This is a genomic window from Anaerotignum sp., from assembly GCF_051877975.1.
GTDB lineage: Bacteria > Bacillota > Clostridia > Lachnospirales > Anaerotignaceae > Anaerotignum_A.
The window spans coordinates 11,931-27,509 of record NZ_JBJEJK010000015.1 but is presented as its reverse complement, the minus strand read 5'-3'; the positions used below and the strand labels follow the sequence as shown (position 1 = coordinate 27,509).

At 45.0% G+C, this 15,579-nt stretch carries 10 protein-coding genes, 1 tRNA gene and 1 pseudogene; 2 read left to right on the top strand and 10 right to left on the bottom strand.

Going from position 1 to position 15,579, the window contains the following annotated elements; genetic code table 11:
- Positions 1-45 precede the first annotated feature (45 nt).
- The 4 genes from ACI39P_RS02375 to ACI39P_RS02360 form a co-directional block, all read right to left on the bottom strand.
- Positions 46-1,002 carry a beta-ketoacyl-ACP synthase 3 gene (locus ACI39P_RS02375; protein WP_439719107.1) on the bottom strand — a complete coding sequence of 319 codons (957 nt, stop codon included), beginning with the start codon at positions 1,000-1,002 and terminating at the stop codon, positions 46-48.
- A 277-nt stretch (positions 1,003-1,279) separates the two neighbouring features.
- Positions 1,280-1,588 (bottom strand): zf-HC2 domain-containing protein, encoded by a 309-nt coding sequence (locus ACI39P_RS02370; protein ID WP_439719106.1) that lies wholly within the window; start codon positions 1,586-1,588, stop codon positions 1,280-1,282.
- A complete protein-coding gene (locus ACI39P_RS02365) occupies positions 1,572-2,078 on the bottom strand; it encodes a sigma-70 family RNA polymerase sigma factor (protein WP_439719105.1) in 507 nt (168 codons plus the stop codon). Before ACI39P_RS02365 ends, ACI39P_RS02370 begins: the two co-directional genes overlap by 17 nt.
- 21 nt (positions 2,079-2,099) lie before the next feature.
- The gene (locus ACI39P_RS02360) at positions 2,100-2,759 is read right to left on the bottom strand and encodes a phenylalanine--tRNA ligase beta subunit-related protein (protein WP_439719104.1); all 660 of its coding nucleotides are present in this window, start codon (positions 2,757-2,759) and stop codon (positions 2,100-2,102) included.
- A gap of 149 nt (positions 2,760-2,908) precedes the next feature.
- Here ACI39P_RS02360 and ACI39P_RS02355 point away from each other — a divergent pair, with 149 nt between their 5' ends.
- Positions 2,909-3,316: a hypothetical protein gene (locus ACI39P_RS02355; protein WP_439719103.1), complete on the top strand. Its 408-nt coding sequence runs from the start codon at positions 2,909-2,911 to the stop codon at positions 3,314-3,316.
- Between the two features lie 36 nt (positions 3,317-3,352).
- Here the strand turns inward: ACI39P_RS02355 and ACI39P_RS02350 are convergent.
- Together ACI39P_RS02350 and aspS are read right to left on the bottom strand one after the other, a co-directional pair.
- Positions 3,353-3,426, bottom strand: a tRNA-Pro gene (locus ACI39P_RS02350).
- Positions 3,427-3,540: 114 nt separating this feature from the next.
- A complete protein-coding gene (gene aspS, locus ACI39P_RS02345; protein WP_439719102.1) occupies positions 3,541-5,349 on the bottom strand; it encodes an aspartate--tRNA ligase in 1,809 nt (602 codons plus the stop codon).
- Between the two features lie 244 nt (positions 5,350-5,593).
- Here aspS and ACI39P_RS02340 point away from each other — a divergent pair, with 244 nt between their 5' ends.
- On the top strand, positions 5,594-6,196 hold the full coding sequence (locus ACI39P_RS02340; protein ID WP_439719101.1) for a cytidylate kinase family protein: 603 nt from the start codon (positions 5,594-5,596) through the stop codon (positions 6,194-6,196).
- A gap of 217 nt (positions 6,197-6,413) precedes the next feature.
- Here ACI39P_RS02340 and ACI39P_RS02335 read toward each other — a convergent pair whose 3' ends face one another.
- The 4 genes and pseudogenes from ACI39P_RS02335 to ACI39P_RS02320 form a co-directional block, all read right to left on the bottom strand.
- A complete protein-coding gene (locus ACI39P_RS02335) occupies positions 6,414-6,869 on the bottom strand; it encodes a hypothetical protein (RefSeq protein ID WP_439719169.1) in 456 nt (151 codons plus the stop codon).
- Positions 6,870-6,914: 45 nt separating this feature from the next.
- A pseudogene (locus ACI39P_RS02330) lies at positions 6,915-7,160 on the bottom strand (DUF2089 family protein); the annotation flags it as partial.
- A 254-nt stretch (positions 7,161-7,414) separates the two neighbouring features.
- Positions 7,415-9,709 (bottom strand): SpoIID/LytB domain-containing protein, encoded by a 2,295-nt coding sequence (locus tag ACI39P_RS02325; protein WP_439719100.1) that lies wholly within the window; start codon positions 9,707-9,709, stop codon positions 7,415-7,417.
- A 91-nt stretch (positions 9,710-9,800) separates the two neighbouring features.
- Positions 9,801-15,443 (bottom strand): S-layer homology domain-containing protein, encoded by a 5,643-nt coding sequence (locus ACI39P_RS02320; protein WP_439719099.1) that lies wholly within the window; start codon positions 15,441-15,443, stop codon positions 9,801-9,803.
- Positions 15,444-15,579 lie beyond the last annotated feature (136 nt).

The window sequence follows — 15,579 nt, the reverse complement described above, 5'->3', positions numbered from 1 at the left end:
CCCAATCCCCTTTTCGGGGGCGTGGGGACAATGTCCCCATGGTTCTCACCATTTCAATAAACAGCATGCGCTTGCCAGGCCGCCGCCAAAAGCAGGCAGCAGCAGCAGGTCTCCCCGTTTCAGCTTTCCTGCGCGGTTCAATTCATCCAGCGCAATGGGAATGCTGGCGGAAGAAGTATTGCCGTATTTATCTATATTAACATAAAATTTTTCTTTCGGCACCTTTAATTTCATGCTGGCAAAATCGATGATGCGCTTGTTGGCCTGATGAGGCACAATATAAGCGATATCGTCAAAGGTCAGCCCGTTTCTCTGCAGCAGTTCTTTGCTGTCTCTGCAAATAGCGGTTACTGCAAATTTGAAGGTTTCCTGTCCTGCCATGTGGATATAAGGCTTTTTCTCCTGTCCTCTTTCATAGAAAGGAGACATCCCCACCGGCTGCGGAATATCGATCACATCATCGCCGCCTTTTACATCAAAAATAGAGTCAATATAGTTTTCGCCTTCCCCAAGGACAACCGCTCCGGCCCCATCGCCGAAGATGACACAAGTGCCGCGGTCTGTCCAGTCCAGCAGGCGGCTCAGCCGTTCTGTCCCAATGATAAGAACTTTTTTTGCCTTTCCTCTGGCAAAAAAACCTGCTGCGGTCTCCAGCAAAAAATCAAAAGCGGAACATGCCGCATTGATATCCATCGCCATACAGGAAACACCCAATAAATTCTGCACCATGCAGGAAACAGAAGGAGAAATGCTTTCTCCGCTGACACTCGCCGCCAGAATCAAATCGATTTCCTCCGCTTTGATGCCGCTGTTTTCCAGTGCTGCCAGCGCTGCTTTTGCGCCCATGTCTGCTGCTGTTTCGTTGCTGCTGACATGGCGTTCCTTTACGCCGACCCTCTGGGTGATCCATTCATCATTCGTATCTAAAAATTGTGACAGGTCGTCATTGGTAACGACCCTGGGGGGAACATACATCCCAGTACCCAACACGCGAAAACTCATTTGTTGTCCTCCTATTCCTTTCGCAGGAATTTTTCCCAAGCTATATCTTCCAATTTTTTGGTTACGATAAGTTAGTGCCCTCTTATTGCAAAAAGGTTACAAAAATTTTAAAAAATTTTTCAAAAAATAAAAAAATCTCAGAATCTATTGAATTTTCGCCTTTTTCTATCTCAAAAATTCTTTCAGTCTCAATTTTGTCCTTCAAAGCATAGGGCTGTCCAGTCCAGGTTCGCAGAATGCTTCCTGCCGCCTGCGCAAATCACCGTCAATCCTTTTCTTATCGGTTTTTATGCATATAATGCAATGCCAAAGCTCCCATGGTGGCACTCACATAGGAAAGAAATCCTACCCATAACAGCAGGCGGCGGTTTCGCATTTTTTTCGCCAGCATAGCAAAATTTTCAACATTTCCGGAAAAAGGCAGCTCCGATGCCAAATTCTGGGCAGGGTGATATTTTCTATAGTTTGCTCTGCATTCCGGGCATTCTCTCAAATGCTCCTTCACCAGCCTTCTGCTGGCTTTGCTGGCCTCTTTATCAAAGTACAGAGGCGCTAAATCTGTTACGATATCACATTTCCAGCTCATGTTTCAACACCTCCAACAGCATCTTTTTCGCTCTGAAATAAATCACTTTTGCAGAATTTTCACTGATCTTCAAAATCAATGCGATCTGGGAAAACGGCAATTCCGCATAAATCCGCAGCAGAACCACATCCCGATATTTTTTCGGAATATTTTCCACCATCTGCCGCACCGCATTTTCCACGTCTTTTTTATGCACATGTTCCTCTGGGCTGATATCCCCTTTCACATATCTTTGCGCTATCAATTCCAAGTTGCTGGCATCCAGATGAAGTTTTTTCTTTTTTAAATATTTAAAATAAACATGCTTTCCAATGGCTGCCAGCCAAGTGAATACCTCACAATCCCCCCGGAAACGGTGGAACGAGGTATAGGCCTGCAAAAAAGTCTCCTGGGTCAAATCTTCTGCCAGGTTCGCATCAGCGCACATACGGTACAGAAAGGCATATACTTTTTGATAATTTTCCCGGTAAAGGTTCTCAAAGGTTTTCAAATGATCACCTTCCTTTTATTCTCATTGCAGGATTTTTGTTTCAAACTCCTTGCCCTCTGCGTATTTTTCCAGCAGCTCTTTTGCTTCTTCCAATAATCCGGGCAGATCCGCCTCTCCGTCAAAGGCATAATATACCAGCAGCAGATCCTTTGTTTCTTCTGTGATCATCGTACGGTCGTTATCACTGGTGGGGTTGCCAAAGGGCCCCTCCTCATCAAACAGGACAGGCAGAAATTCAATATTCAGCACATCCTTGCCAATGCCCCGGTACGCCGTGCCCTCGGGCGCCCGCATCCATGTAATCTCTCCTGTGGTATGAGCCAGATCATATGTGCCCATGGAATAACCGGATTTGATAGACAGATAGTTGTTGATATCAACAACATTATTGATATAATATAGCCCCCGTTCCTTGGCAATTCTTCTGCACATGGCTTCCGCAGAAGAACGATACCGGTTTGGGTCTTTGCCCAGAGCTTTGTACGCCTTTCTGGTGGATTGGATCTTCTCTCTTTTGTTTGCCTGAGAAAGCTCCACCTCGGAAAGCTCGGCGATCTTGCTGTTCAGCATGGAAAGAAATTCTTCCGAGTCAGGTGCAACTTCCACCCTGCACCGCAAAAGACCCAGCGCCGCATTGGGGCAGCGTTCCTTCAAACTTGCATCTATTTTCACATTTATCATGGAAGTTTCTCCTTTCAAAAAAACTCTCTCCTTTTCAGCATACCTGAAAAATTCAGAATGTCAAGTTTTCCTTATGATGATGGTTGAAAATTCCCAAAAAATACGTTATTATATTCTCTAGTAAATTTTTTGTTAAAGGAGAGAGAAAAATGGATCAGCGTACTTTAGTTGTTTCCTGCGTAGAATATTACAGCCATCTGAAAAACATCCCCAGCAATAAGGTTTTTGCTTCTTTTGAACATGCAAAATTCATCGATATGATTCTGGATACCCAGAAGATAGCACCCGAAATGGGCCCTGATTTTTTCATTGGTATGATTGATGGTCTGACATATCTGGAAAGCGATTCCACAGTGGAAGAATACAGCCACTATGAAGAACGTACTGCTCTGGTGATAGAAGTGGTTGCCATGCTGCAGAAAAAGCACAAAATGAACGATTTGGAAGCCTGCCATATGTATTACCACTCCAGAACAGCAGAATTTGTCAGTGAAGAAAAGACCAACTGGTATAAAAAATCCCCCAAGGAAATTTATGATTCCATCGAAGCAGAATAAAAAAGAAAGACTGTCTGAAAAAGACAGTCTTTTTTATCGGTGCGACGGGATTTGAACCCACGACCTCAGCGACCCGAACGCTGCGCCCTACCAAGCTGGGCCACGCACCGAAATCTTATAAATAACATATATATTTTCCTCTATTTTTACGAAAATGTCAAGAACCAATTTTGCCGAAAAAACAGTGAGCAGGAGAGAAATCTCCTGCTCTTGATTTTTTCAGATTATTCTGCTGTTTCTTCTGTTTCTGTTACCTTCAGAGCGATCCCCAACTCATCCAGCTGTTTTTCTTCTACTACGCCAGGTGCATCTGTCATCGGGCAAGATGCATCCTTCACCTTAGGGAAGGCGATAACATCGCGGATGCTGGTTGCGCCGCTCATCAGCATGATGACTCTGTCCAAGCCAAAGGCCAGACCGCCATGAGGGGGTACCCCATATTTGAAGGCATCTAACAGGAAGCCGAAGCGTTCCTGGGCATCTTCCGGTGTGAAGCCCAGCAGTTCAAACATCTTCTGCTGGATATCTCTGCGGTGGATTCTGATAGAGCCACCGCCCAGTTCATAGCCGTTCAGAACGATATCGTATGCCTTCGCCCGAACAGCACCGGGGTTGGTGTCGATCAGTTCCAGGTCCTCATCCATAGGTGCGGTGAAGGGATGGTGTACAGCAACATATCTGTTTTCTTCTTCGTCCCATTCCAGCATAGGGAATTCGGTGATCCACAGGAATGCAAAGTCATCGGGTCTTGTCAGCTCCAGCATTCTGCTCAGTTCCAAGCGCAGAGCACCCAAAGAGTCAAATACCACTTTATCTTTATCCGCACAAATCAGAATCAGGTCGCCGGGTTTCCCGTCCATAGCGTCCACGATCTCCTGCATTTTTTCAGGGGTGAAGAATTTTGCAATCTGGGATTTCAGGCTACCGTCTTCATTGATGGCAATCCACGCCAGGCCTTTTGCTCTGTATGTTTTCACGAATTCCACCAGAGAGTCGATCTTCTTTCTGGGGAAAGAACCACATCCCTTGGCGTTGATGGCACGAACGCTGCCGCCATTTTCCAGAGCGGATTTGAATACCACGAATTCTGTGCCTGCTACCACATCAGAGATATTTTTCAGTTCCATGCCGAAACGTACATCGGGCTTATCGGAACCGAAACGTTCCATCGCTTCTGCATAAGTCATTCTGGGCAGAGGCAGCTGGATATCTACATTCATCAGGTCTTTGAATACCTTCTGCATCATTCTTTCGTTGATATCCATAATATCTTCGATATCTACGAAGGACAGCTCCATATCCACCTGTGTAAATTCAGGCTGTCTGTCTGCACGCAGGTCTTCATCACGGAAGCATTTTGCAATCTGATAATATCTGTCCATGCCGGAAACCATCAGCAGCTGTTTGTACAGCTGAGGAGACTGGGGCAGGCCATAGAAATTGCCGGGATGCACACGGCTGGGTACCAGATAGTCACGGGCACCTTCAGGGGTGGATTTGCCCAAGATAGGTGTTTCAATTTCCAGGAAGTTTTCGCTGTCCAGGAAGTTCCGCATCACCTGTACTACCTTATGGCGCAGTACCAGGTTTTTCAGCTGAGAAGGTCTTCTCAGGTCCAGATAACGATATTTCAGACGCAGGTCGTCTTTTACTGTGATATTATCCTCAATCTGGAACGGCGTTGTTTCGGATTCGGAAAGGATGCGCAGTTCCTTTGCGATAATCTCAATCTTGCCTGTTTTCATATTGGGGTTGATATTGCCCTCTGTTCTGGCAGCAACTAGCCCTTTCACTGCCAATACATATTCACTGCGGACAGTTTCCGCTTTTGCGAACAGTTCTTTTTCTGCTGTGTTCCCATCGATAGCGATCTGCACCAGACCTGTTTTGTCTCTCAGCGCGATGAAGATCAGCTGACCCAAGTCGCGGCGGCGCTGTACCCAGCCCATCACCGTTACTTCCTGACCGATCATGTTTTCGTTTACGTTGCCACACATGCAGCTTCTTTTTAAACCTGTTAAAGATTCACCCATGTTCGTATCTCCTTACTTTTATATCATATTTCTTTTCTGTGCTGAAATCGTTGTTCATCTTTAATATCATAATCACTTTTCCCTAAAATGTAAAGTTTTCAGTATAAAAAAGCCGTATTTTTCTTTCTTTCCGCAAAAAAAACTCTTCTTGTCTCTTTTCCAAAAAAGTACTATAATGGATAATTATGAAAACAAAATTTACGGAAATATCCGAAAATTTCTGAACGATAAGGAGTCGATGAAAATGAACCAGCATAAAATCATCACCATCAGCCGTCAGTATGGCAGCGGCGGGCGTATCGTCGGCAAAAAACTGGCGGATGCTCTGGGTATTCCCTTTTATGATAATGAACTGATTACTATGGCAGCGGAAAAAACAGGGCTTTCTGTGGAATGCTTCAAGGATGCGGAGAAAACCTCTGTGGGCAACCTGTTCTTTTCTCTGACCTCCCTGACCCCCAGCCTGGATTCTGTTGGCCTGCCCCTGAATGAAAAAATCTTTCTGGTACAGTCTCAGGTCATCAAGGAAGTGGCAGAAGAAGGGCCCTGTGTCATCGTCGGCCGCTCCGCAAATTATGTCCTGGCGGATAACCCCAACTGTATCAATATCTTTCTGCAGGCAGATCTGCCTGATCGTGTAGAACGGGCGGTAAATACATATCACCATGACCCCCAGGGCGCAGAAGCCATGGTCATCAAGACAGATAAACGCCGTGCCAACTATTATAACTATTTCACCGGTCAGAAATGGGGCAAAGCAGAAAATTATGACCTCATTTTAAATACATCCCGAATGGACTTGGACAAAATCGTAGAAGTCATCAAGACTTATGTTTCTTTGAGATGATATGGAAAAGCAGACCATAACGGTCTGCTTATTTTTTGCTCTTGATGTATGATACTGATTATAACTAAAGGCTTTTGGCTTCAGAAATTCTCAAATTTCGGCTCATTCGAGTTAAAATCCAAGTTAAACAAACCAAATGTATCCCCATTTTGAACTGTTTTAGCAAAGGTTTCCTTTTCTTCTCATACTTTTTTGGAACAAAAAGTATAAAACCGAATCAAAGCATACTCTTATATTCTTCCGTAAGGATCAATTCGCCCCGCCCATTACGGGCAATTCCAGCCCACTCCAAAACAGCGGCCATTACAAATACAGGATCATACACAGAGTCGCCAACCTCATAGCCACGGAACTTTGCAATCGCACCGACAACAGTCGTTTCTTCGCATCCTGCATCACCTAGCTTGGAATTCCTTCCATTCCCTTTTCGTGCTCGTCCGCCCTGTTCCTTCAGAAGATTTACAATGACATCAAAAACAGCATATTCATAGGCTGGCTTAATAGGCAGCTTATCACTGGAAAATGTCACGCCGTCTGGTTCTGCACAAATTTCACAAGGGAGCCCCCTTGCTGTATATACCGTAACACGGCCGCCATTTTCCTTGAGTCTCGCTTTAATCATTTCAGATGCTTTTCTGCTGGTATAATCCACCTTCAAATTACTCGTATCCATTTCTTTAGGTTCCTCCTTTCCCACCGCTTCACCTAAGTTTAATGCAGTAAGCAGCTCATCCAATTTCTTTTTAACCGTAGGATATGACATCTGTAAATCGGACTGCATCTCTTTTAGGCTCCCCCTGCTTTTCAAAAAGGAAAGGAGAAACTTGTACTGTCCTTTGTCAAGTTGATCAAAAATACTAATTTCAAAATCATTTTTTAATTCCATACCACAGTCAGGGCACCGCAATGTAGAAATTCGTAACGTTCCTTGGCACCCAGGACATCTGGAAATAAGCTGTTTCATATCAATCACCTCTATATATAATATAATAATAGTTTTCATATTTTTCAATATAGTTTTTAATAAATTTTATAACTATTTTTATTTAGATGAAAACTAAACATGTTGTTTTCAATTATGGGCAAAAAAAATAGGTACTTGGCTTTTACACCAAATACCCATTATCTCGTTCCAACTCTGCCTGATAAATGCCATAACCGTTTTTCAAATTACTTTCTTCAGAACGTCCATCCGAAAATGTAGTTACTTTTTTCTGCTTACAAAACCTTTTCCACTCTTGTTCCCGGGAAATAATATGCAAGGATCTGAGCGGAGCTTTTTCCTTCCTCTGCCAATTTCTTTGCCCCATACTGGCTCATGCCCACGCCATGCCCATTGCCCCCGCCGTAAAGGGCAATTCCTGTCAGGGTTCCTTCCCCGTTCCGCATTTCCTTCACTGCAAAAAATCCGCTGGGCAGCATTGTCTGTCCCGTCAAACTGTCACCGCTTTTCCTCTGCAGATAGATAGGCTCGCCGATGGTCAGCTTTGTTGGAGAAAGCACCTTGCGAATGGCGTATTCTGTTTTCACCGTCACTGTTCCCTTTTCAAATTCCATCTGCAATTCCATAGCAACGCCGCCTTTGCCCCTTCTTGTCACTGCCATGCCCTGCAGCCTGCCCAAAGCAGAAAGATTTCCTTCCTGTACCGAAACCAGAGACGGATTGGTCGCAGAAACCTCATGCAGCGTCTTTGCCGCAATTTCCGAAAGCTGTCCGCAGCCAAAATATACCTTCCACCGATACCAGGGAGAATCCATATCATATCCTTCCTGTTCCCAATCCTGCCAAAAGGTGAGCCATTCTTCCTCTGTTTGGGGCGTTGCAAAATTCCCATGGGCTTTGGCTTGCAGATAGGCTTTTCCGCCGCCGCTGAAGGAGCCATCCTTCGACCAAACCTCTTGGCTCCCTGCCCCAAATCCGCAGGAAGTGGAATAAAAATAGGTCTGCGCCACTGTTCCCTCTTCCGTCACGGCGCAAAGCCCCTCTGTGGCCTTTACCGCCGCCTCTGCTGTCTCATTTTTTTCATAGCCCAAATATACCTGACTGGCCACCGTATCCGTCACATGGGCACCATAACCGCAGTAGGCATTGCCGTAAAACGAATTATAGGCATAGCTGCGGGCGGTAATGGCTTGCGCCTCCAAAGCCGTCTGTCCAAAACCAGTCGGCATTTCATGGGGCACGACTCCCAAGAGATATCGCTCCAAAGGCAGTTCATTGATGATAGAAAAGCTGTTTTCTCCCCTTCTCTCCATCTCCAGAATGCCTTCATATGTATAAGAAGTCCCATCTGCAAATTCCAATCGAATAGGGCTTTCTGCCGCCACCGTCAGGATACCATAGTCGAACCAAGGCAGATCCGCTGTCAAGGTTGCCTTTGCCCCTGCCGGAAATTCTTTTTTCCCTTTTTCGTTGGAAAGGGTAAATGCCTCTTCCGCCGAAATCGTTACTGTTTCCTGTTCTGTTCCTTTCAAAAATACCCGCATATTTTCCGGCACAGCCTCCTCCTCAATGATGGCTGCGCAAATCTCTCCATCCTTTTCAAAGTAGTTCGCTGTGCTCGTCCCACAGATCAGATCAGAAAAATCCTCCTTTTTCATTTCTTCTCCTGCGGCATCATAAACACGGGCATCGGCCGCCCAATCCCTCTTGCCTTTTTCCGCCAGATAAATCTCCTGTTCATTCACCCGCTTCACTGTACATCGTCCCAGCTCTGCCGCAGGTGTCACTTCCTGGATTTTTCCCTCTTCCAGCTTCACATCGCAGATCCCCTCCTCTATTTTTCCCTGATAGCTGAAGGCCGCTGCGCCCTCTCCTGTTTCCAGCAGCAGTTTCCCGTCCTCTTTCCGGCAATAGATATTTTTCACCACAGGAGACAAGGCCTCCACTGTCAGTAGGGCAATGATTTCTCCATCTTTTTCCAAAAAAGTGATTCTACTATATACATAGGGCTGCAAATCCAGCCCCGCCGCTGTAAATTTTCCTGTATCACAAAGCCCGTCCTTCTGCAATAGCACGGCATTTTCCGTTTCTATCCCATAAAAATATAAGCTGTCCTCTCCTCTTCTGGCCTTCAGCGCTGTTTCCAGCAGCTGTACCCATAATTCATAGGACACCGCCATATTTTTATTTTCATCAGTCAGCACGATACGGCTGTCATATTCCGGTGCCAACCTGTCCATCAATGTTTGGGCCTCCCAAAGGGTCAAGTCATCCTGAGGGCGAAAGGTTCCCTCTTCGCTGCCCGCGAAAAACCCCTGCTCCACACAGCCTGCAATATAGGGATACGCCCAGTCCTCTTCTGCCACATCCGAAAAACCCTCTTTTAAGGTGAGTGCGTCCAGTTCATCCCCAGAATAGAATGCACAAGCAATGGTTTTTGCCGCCAATTCCCGGCTGATGGCCGTATCCCCGCCGAGATGTCCCGTTTGGGCCCGTTGGGGTATATCTCCTTCTGCCGCACATCCTGCCAAAAGCAAAGCCGCCAGCCCTGCCATAATCCATTTTTTCATTGTACCAACTCCTTATGGTACAAGTATATGCCCCTGGCAAAAAAAAAAGAACGGATGAACCATTCGGTTCATCCGCTCTGTAACGTACTATTTAGTTTTCCCAAACTTTTTCAGGTTTGATTGCTGTCCAGTTTTCGTAATCAGAAGCATCTTCACGTTCATATTCATGATAGTTTGTTGCTTCCAGAACAGCATAATAATACCATTTGCCTTCGGGATTATCTTTCCACTGTTTTGCATCTTCATGCAGGCCGTCTTCATCTACTTTACGATCCAGCACACGGTTGATCATAGACATTGTCTCTGCTCTTGTGATGTACTGGTTAGGACGGAACAGGCCGTCATCGTAGCCGCTCAGCCAGCCTTTTTCTGCTGCGGAGTTGATATATTTTTCTGCCCAGTGGCCTTCTACATCAGGGAATTTATTTTCTGTAGCAGGTTCCAGATCATCAAAGTTGGAGATGATTGTTGCCAATTCCGCACGTGTGATGTAGCCGTTAGGTCTGAACAGACCATCATCATAACCGGATACGAAACCACCGTTTTCCATTGTGGAAACGCCCAGGTTGAACCAGTCATTCAGGTTTACATCGGGGAATGTATTATCCGCATCCAGATATTTTGTTCTTACAGAATCCTGAAGCAGACGGAAGAAGATTACAGTTGCTTCCGCACGTGTGATGTTTCTTTCAGGACCTACTGTGTCATCAGGGTAGCCCTGAACATACTGGAAGTGATCTTCTGTATTCAGAACTTCATCCACTTTGGAAGGTGTCTTTTTCTTACTGCTGCTAGAAGAATGGCTGCTGCTGGGAACGTATACATAACCGTCATTGTTTGTATCTCTGCCCAGTTCATTGTTGCCGTCTTTTACGATAACTACATTTTCCAGTTCAGCATTCTTTGCTGCGCCGCTCTTAACTTTTGCTCTGTAAGTCAGTGTTACGCTGTCGCCAACTTCCAGTTCATCGATTGTAGCTGTATCGCCGTCAAATGTAACACCATCAACATTGCCTGTGAATTCGCCTTCGCTGAATACATCGTAATCAGGTTTTTCTGTTACTGTAATATCTTTCAGATCCACTTCACCAGTGTTTTCCACAACGATTGTATATACAGCCCATTCGCCGCGTCTTACACTCTTGTCACCGATTTCTTTTGTAACAGAAATACTGCCTTTGCTCAGCTGAACTTCTTTGTTTTCGTCTCTGTCCAGTTCATTTTCTTCGCCGTCGATTACGATAACTGTGTTGCTGAAATCGTCTTTATCTGCATCAATTTCTGCTGTGTATGTCAGTTCAATGCTCTGACCTGCTTCCAGAATAAGGATCACAACGTTGCCGTCTTCGTCAGTATAAGTATTGTCATACTGTGGATCATCGGAAGCTGTTACTTCAATATTATTTTCCGCAGGGTCAACAATTTCAGGTTCATCTGCTGCAGGTTCATCTGCTGCGGGTTCATCTGCTGCGGGTTCATCTGCTGCAGGTTCATCTGCTGCGGGTTCATCTGCTGCAAGTACATCTACTGCAAGTACACCTACTGCAGGTCCATCTACTGGATCTTCTCCTTCATCAGAATCAGCGCCTTCTTCGGGTGTAGAGTCAGAATCCACACCAGCTCTTATACCCACAAAGTGACCTTTAACCAGGCCCGAACCAGGTTCTTCTACTACAATAATGTTTTCAACAGGTTCGTTGCCCAGATTTGTAACAGTAATTTTGAATTCTACATCATCACCATCTTTGAAAGGTCCTTTGCTGATCAGTGTCTTTGTTACTGCTACGCCTTCTGTTTTAATCACTGTTTCTTCTTCAATAGGTATTTCAGGTTGTTCGGGATCACTTTCATTTACGATTACAGCTTCATTTGCAACGCTGCCCTCTTCTGCGTCTTCCGCTGTGAATGTTTTTACGCAATACAGAACTGCTTCGCCATTCTCATCCAGTCTGCCGGAAACTGTATCTCCGTCAACGGTGAAGGCATCGTCTACGTCAACCCATTCAACATCTTCATCTGTTACGCTGAATGCTGTGCCCGCGTCACCTGTTACAGTAATCTTATAAGCGATCTTGAATTCTTCTACTTCTGCAAGGTCTTCCGCAGAAATCAGGATTGTGCCGTTTTCAGGAACCAGCAGACCGGGGTATGCGAATGCCAAATCCAGTCTCCGAACTTCACTAGCTGTCAAAGCTTCTTTGCTGGAACCACTAATCTGGGCACCATCATCACTAAATTCAGGACCTTCGATTTCCTTAGGAACGACTACATAATGTACGTGCCAGGAAACATCATTCTCTTCATTTTCAGATTCCCAAACTACGGGGTTGTCTGCTCTCAGTACAACCTTATAATCATCAAAGTCTACATCAGGCAATTCAACTTTTACTGCATCTTCTAGGTCTTTTCCTGTAAACAGAGCCACACATGCAGCCGTTACAGAATCAGAAGCAACATCGCCATCGTACGTGCCAGCTACAATTTTATCAGATTCTACGGATTTCAGATGTGCATACCCTGCATCAACCCGAATTTCGTCGCCCAAATCTGTTGTAACATATTCTTCACCTGTCAGTGCGTCATCTTCCAGATAGAAACGAACGATTACTGTTTCAGGTTTCCAGATTGCATACAATGTTGTAGATGCATTGATCAGGAACATATCGCCGGGCTGTACCAGTGCCTGACCATCGGCCGCTTCGCTCCAGCCTGCAAATTCATAGCCTTCCGGTGCTGTAAAGCTGCAGTCTGCCACTGTTACATTTTCGTCTTTGCTGTATGTTTCCGTATAAGCTGTACCTTCGCCGCCGTTAGGGTCATATGTCAATGTGAACTTTCCTGCGGGTGCTGTTCCTTTGCTCCAAATTGCATACAGCGTTGTTGTTTCATTCAGTGCAAATTTGTCTCCGGGCTGAATCAGTGTTGCGCCGTCTGTGGTTTTGCTCCAGCCAACGAAGTTATATCCTGTCCGTGTATAGCCACAATCCGCTGCAGTTACTTCTGTGCCTTTATTGTATGTTGTAGGCATCATAAAGCCGTAGCCGCCGTTGGGGTTATACATCAATACAACCTGTTCTACGGATCCTGCATAAAGAATAGTATCTCTTACGATCTTACCATTCCATTCCTGTGTGCAGGCTTCATCTGTATACCAAATATATCCGTCATCCAAAGCAGGAGGTGTAATTGTGCCGCCGTCTCTGCTGTCAAAGAATACTACATTGGTATCATTGCCGTTGCAAGGAACTGTCTGCCATTCACCAGCATTATCTTTTGCTTTGAATGTTACATCGAAACCAAGATAGATTTCTGTAATATGATCGATGCCGCTCCAGCTTACATCATGAATCTTCTTGATATGATCTGCATCTACAACTACATCCTGATATTCAGGTCTCAGCAGGCTTCCGCCTGTTTTCACTTTGATTACCAGGCCGTCTACCTTTGTAACATCCTTGATAATATCAACAGTATTCAATGTAAACCAATGGTCATATCCAAGTGCCTTATAATTGGCAATTTTGCCGCCGCCGGTTGCTGTTGTGGAGCCGGCTGTTACATTGATCAGGCTTACATCATCAAAATCATACACATCTTCTGTGCTGTCCTTAACTTTGTTTCCGATCGCTTCTGTAAACATCGTGTGGAATTCTGTATCATAAGCACCAATAGGATCTTTTGTCCATTTTGCTGTATAAACTACAGTTCCTGTTACAGTCGGTGTTACTTTAGGATCCCATCTATCGAAAGTATATCCTTCTCTTGTAGGTTCCCCTACAAAGGCAGGTGTCTCATCCCCAAGATGCAGGCCGCTTGTTACCTGATCTGGAAAGATTTCCTGCAGAGCCACACCATCCGTGTAAGTTACTGTATATGTTTCAGCCGGAGGAGGTGTTACCACAGGTTTTACATGCAGAACAAAATTATCTTTTTCAGGTAACCAACTGGTACCATTCCATGTAAATGTCAGTTCTGTTACGTCTGTCTGGCTGTTATCTGCTTCATGCTGTGCAGGGTAATAGTTTGCCTTTTCGCCATCCAGAGTTACTTTAACCGCATATCCGCCAGTTACACTTTTTTCTACATCACCGATGGTGTAGCTGCTGTTGTCGAATCCAACAGGCTGATCTGTTGTATGATCTGTACAAACAATATCCAGGCCAACATTCAGGCTTGTCGGTTTAGCGGGTGCAGGTTCTTCTGCTGTGTAATAATGTACTACTGTACGTGCCGCAGCTGTTGCATCTGTTTTTGCTGCAGTTGTCACTGTGCCGTCCAGTTTTGTTTCGTGATAATAATAAGTTGTTCCATCTTCTGTAATTGTTGCATCTGCAGCGGGCATTGTCCATGTGAACTCTGCATTCTGGGAAACGCTGCCTACGCTAACGATTGTTTTTGCTGTTTTGGCTGTGCCATATTCTGTTTCAGCAGCATCTTCGCCTACCAAAACAGTCTTTTCTGTCAGCTGGCCAACTTCTACTGTTGTGTAAGGCTGAGGGAAAGATGCTTTCCCGCTTGTTGTGCCTACTGTATAGTTCAGCTTTGCGCCATCGCCATTCAGGTAAACCGTTGTTGCCCCTACAGGGAAATCTTCGGCATCCTTCAGTGCAACTGTATAAGTCAGTGTCAATGTTTCGCCGCTTGCCAGGCCTTCTGTTCTGTTCCATTCGATGTTATCTTTATCGTCAGAAACATTCAGACCACTTGCCGCATCAGCAGTGCCCACTTTGGCTGTAACATCGCCTTCCAATGTCACATATTCGCCGATAGGGTCAGTAACAAGGGCAATCAATTTATCAACGATATTGTTAAAAATACTTTCCAATACAGTACTGTCGTTTGCAGTTTTATAATGGCCTGCATCTGTTGCAATAGCTTCCAGCAGAGCATTGCTTGTTGTAAAACCAATTGTGTAAATTTCAGCGATATTCTTTAAATTTGTTACAGTCTTATCTTGTTCTGTAAAAGACTTATCGTTATTTTTACCATCAGTCAAAAAGATAACAACCTTTTTCGCACCGCTGTTATTATTCAGATAAGCATAGGCTTGATCCAAACCGTCTTTATAGTCTGTGCCGCCTTCCGGATCCATCGCATCGATTTTCCCCAGCAGTGTATCCTGATTCTCTGCTGTCGCAGGTGTCAGGCCTATAGAATTGGCTGTTTGAACATTGCTGTCAAAATCAACAATACCAATCTTGACATTTGCCTGTTTTTCAACAATGTCTTTTACCATTTTTTCGGCACGAGCCTGCACGATATCCATTCTGGAATCCGCAGTTCCTGCTTCAACTTCAGAGCAGAGCGGTCTGTCAGAAGAAGAAGGATAAGAATGTACATGCGTATATCCGCAAGTATATCCATAACATTCATAGGTATGCCAATGTTCACGACCCGCTTTTTTTCCGCATATAAGTCCATAACACTCAGATGTGTGTTCATGGTAATCTGTTGCTGTACAGTAGTTCATGGAACCGGAACTATCCAGTACCAGCACGATTTCCACAGCTTCGGATTTGATTTCCTGCTTCGCCTTTACGCTTACTGTCACGTCATAGGTTCCGCCGCCATTATCCTTAGCTGTTTTGTCCAACTCTGCAACGTTTGAGACCGTTGTAGTAGCCGGACTCAAGTTTTCTGCCACCGGCGGTTCATCCGCCAGAGCAGTCGCCGGCATCAGCCCAATGGCCATTACCATTGCCATGAGCCATGCCAAGAGTCTTCTCTTTCTCATGTTCATTTCCCCTTTCATTGCGTTCTAGCAATTTACTTTTTCTCATCAACGAAATACCTTCATGCAAAGTACCCCATGATGATGCTACCATTATATCACACCTTTTCAAAAATTTGTTGTATTTTTCTGAAAAAAT

What these genes read in the sequence shown, in the direction of transcription:
- ACI39P_RS02340 (WP_439719101.1), top strand. Translation starts at nt 5,594, where the DNA reads ATGAACCAGCATAAAATCATCACCATCAGCCGTCAGTATGGCAGCGGC.
- ACI39P_RS02325 (WP_439719100.1), bottom strand. Translation starts at nt 9,709, where the DNA reads ATGAAAAAATGGATTATGGCAGGGCTGGCGGCTTTGCTTTTGGCAGGA.
- ACI39P_RS02370 (WP_439719106.1), bottom strand. Translation starts at nt 1,588, where the DNA reads ATGAGCTGGAAATGTGATATCGTAACAGATTTAGCGCCTCTGTACTTT.
- ACI39P_RS02335 (WP_439719169.1), bottom strand. Translation starts at nt 6,869, where the DNA reads ATGGATACGAGTAATTTGAAGGTGGATTATACCAGCAGAAAAGCATCT.
- ACI39P_RS02320 (WP_439719099.1), bottom strand. Translation starts at nt 15,443, where the DNA reads ATGAGAAAGAGAAGACTCTTGGCATGGCTCATGGCAATGGTAATGGCC.
- ACI39P_RS02355 (WP_439719103.1), top strand. Translation starts at nt 2,909, where the DNA reads ATGGATCAGCGTACTTTAGTTGTTTCCTGCGTAGAATATTACAGCCAT.
- aspS (WP_439719102.1), bottom strand. Translation starts at nt 5,349, where the DNA reads ATGGGTGAATCTTTAACAGGTTTAAAAAGAAGCTGCATGTGTGGCAAC.
- ACI39P_RS02375 (WP_439719107.1), bottom strand. Translation starts at nt 1,002, where the DNA reads ATGAGTTTTCGCGTGTTGGGTACTGGGATGTATGTTCCCCCCAGGGTC.
- ACI39P_RS02360 (WP_439719104.1), bottom strand. Translation starts at nt 2,759, where the DNA reads ATGATAAATGTGAAAATAGATGCAAGTTTGAAGGAACGCTGCCCCAAT.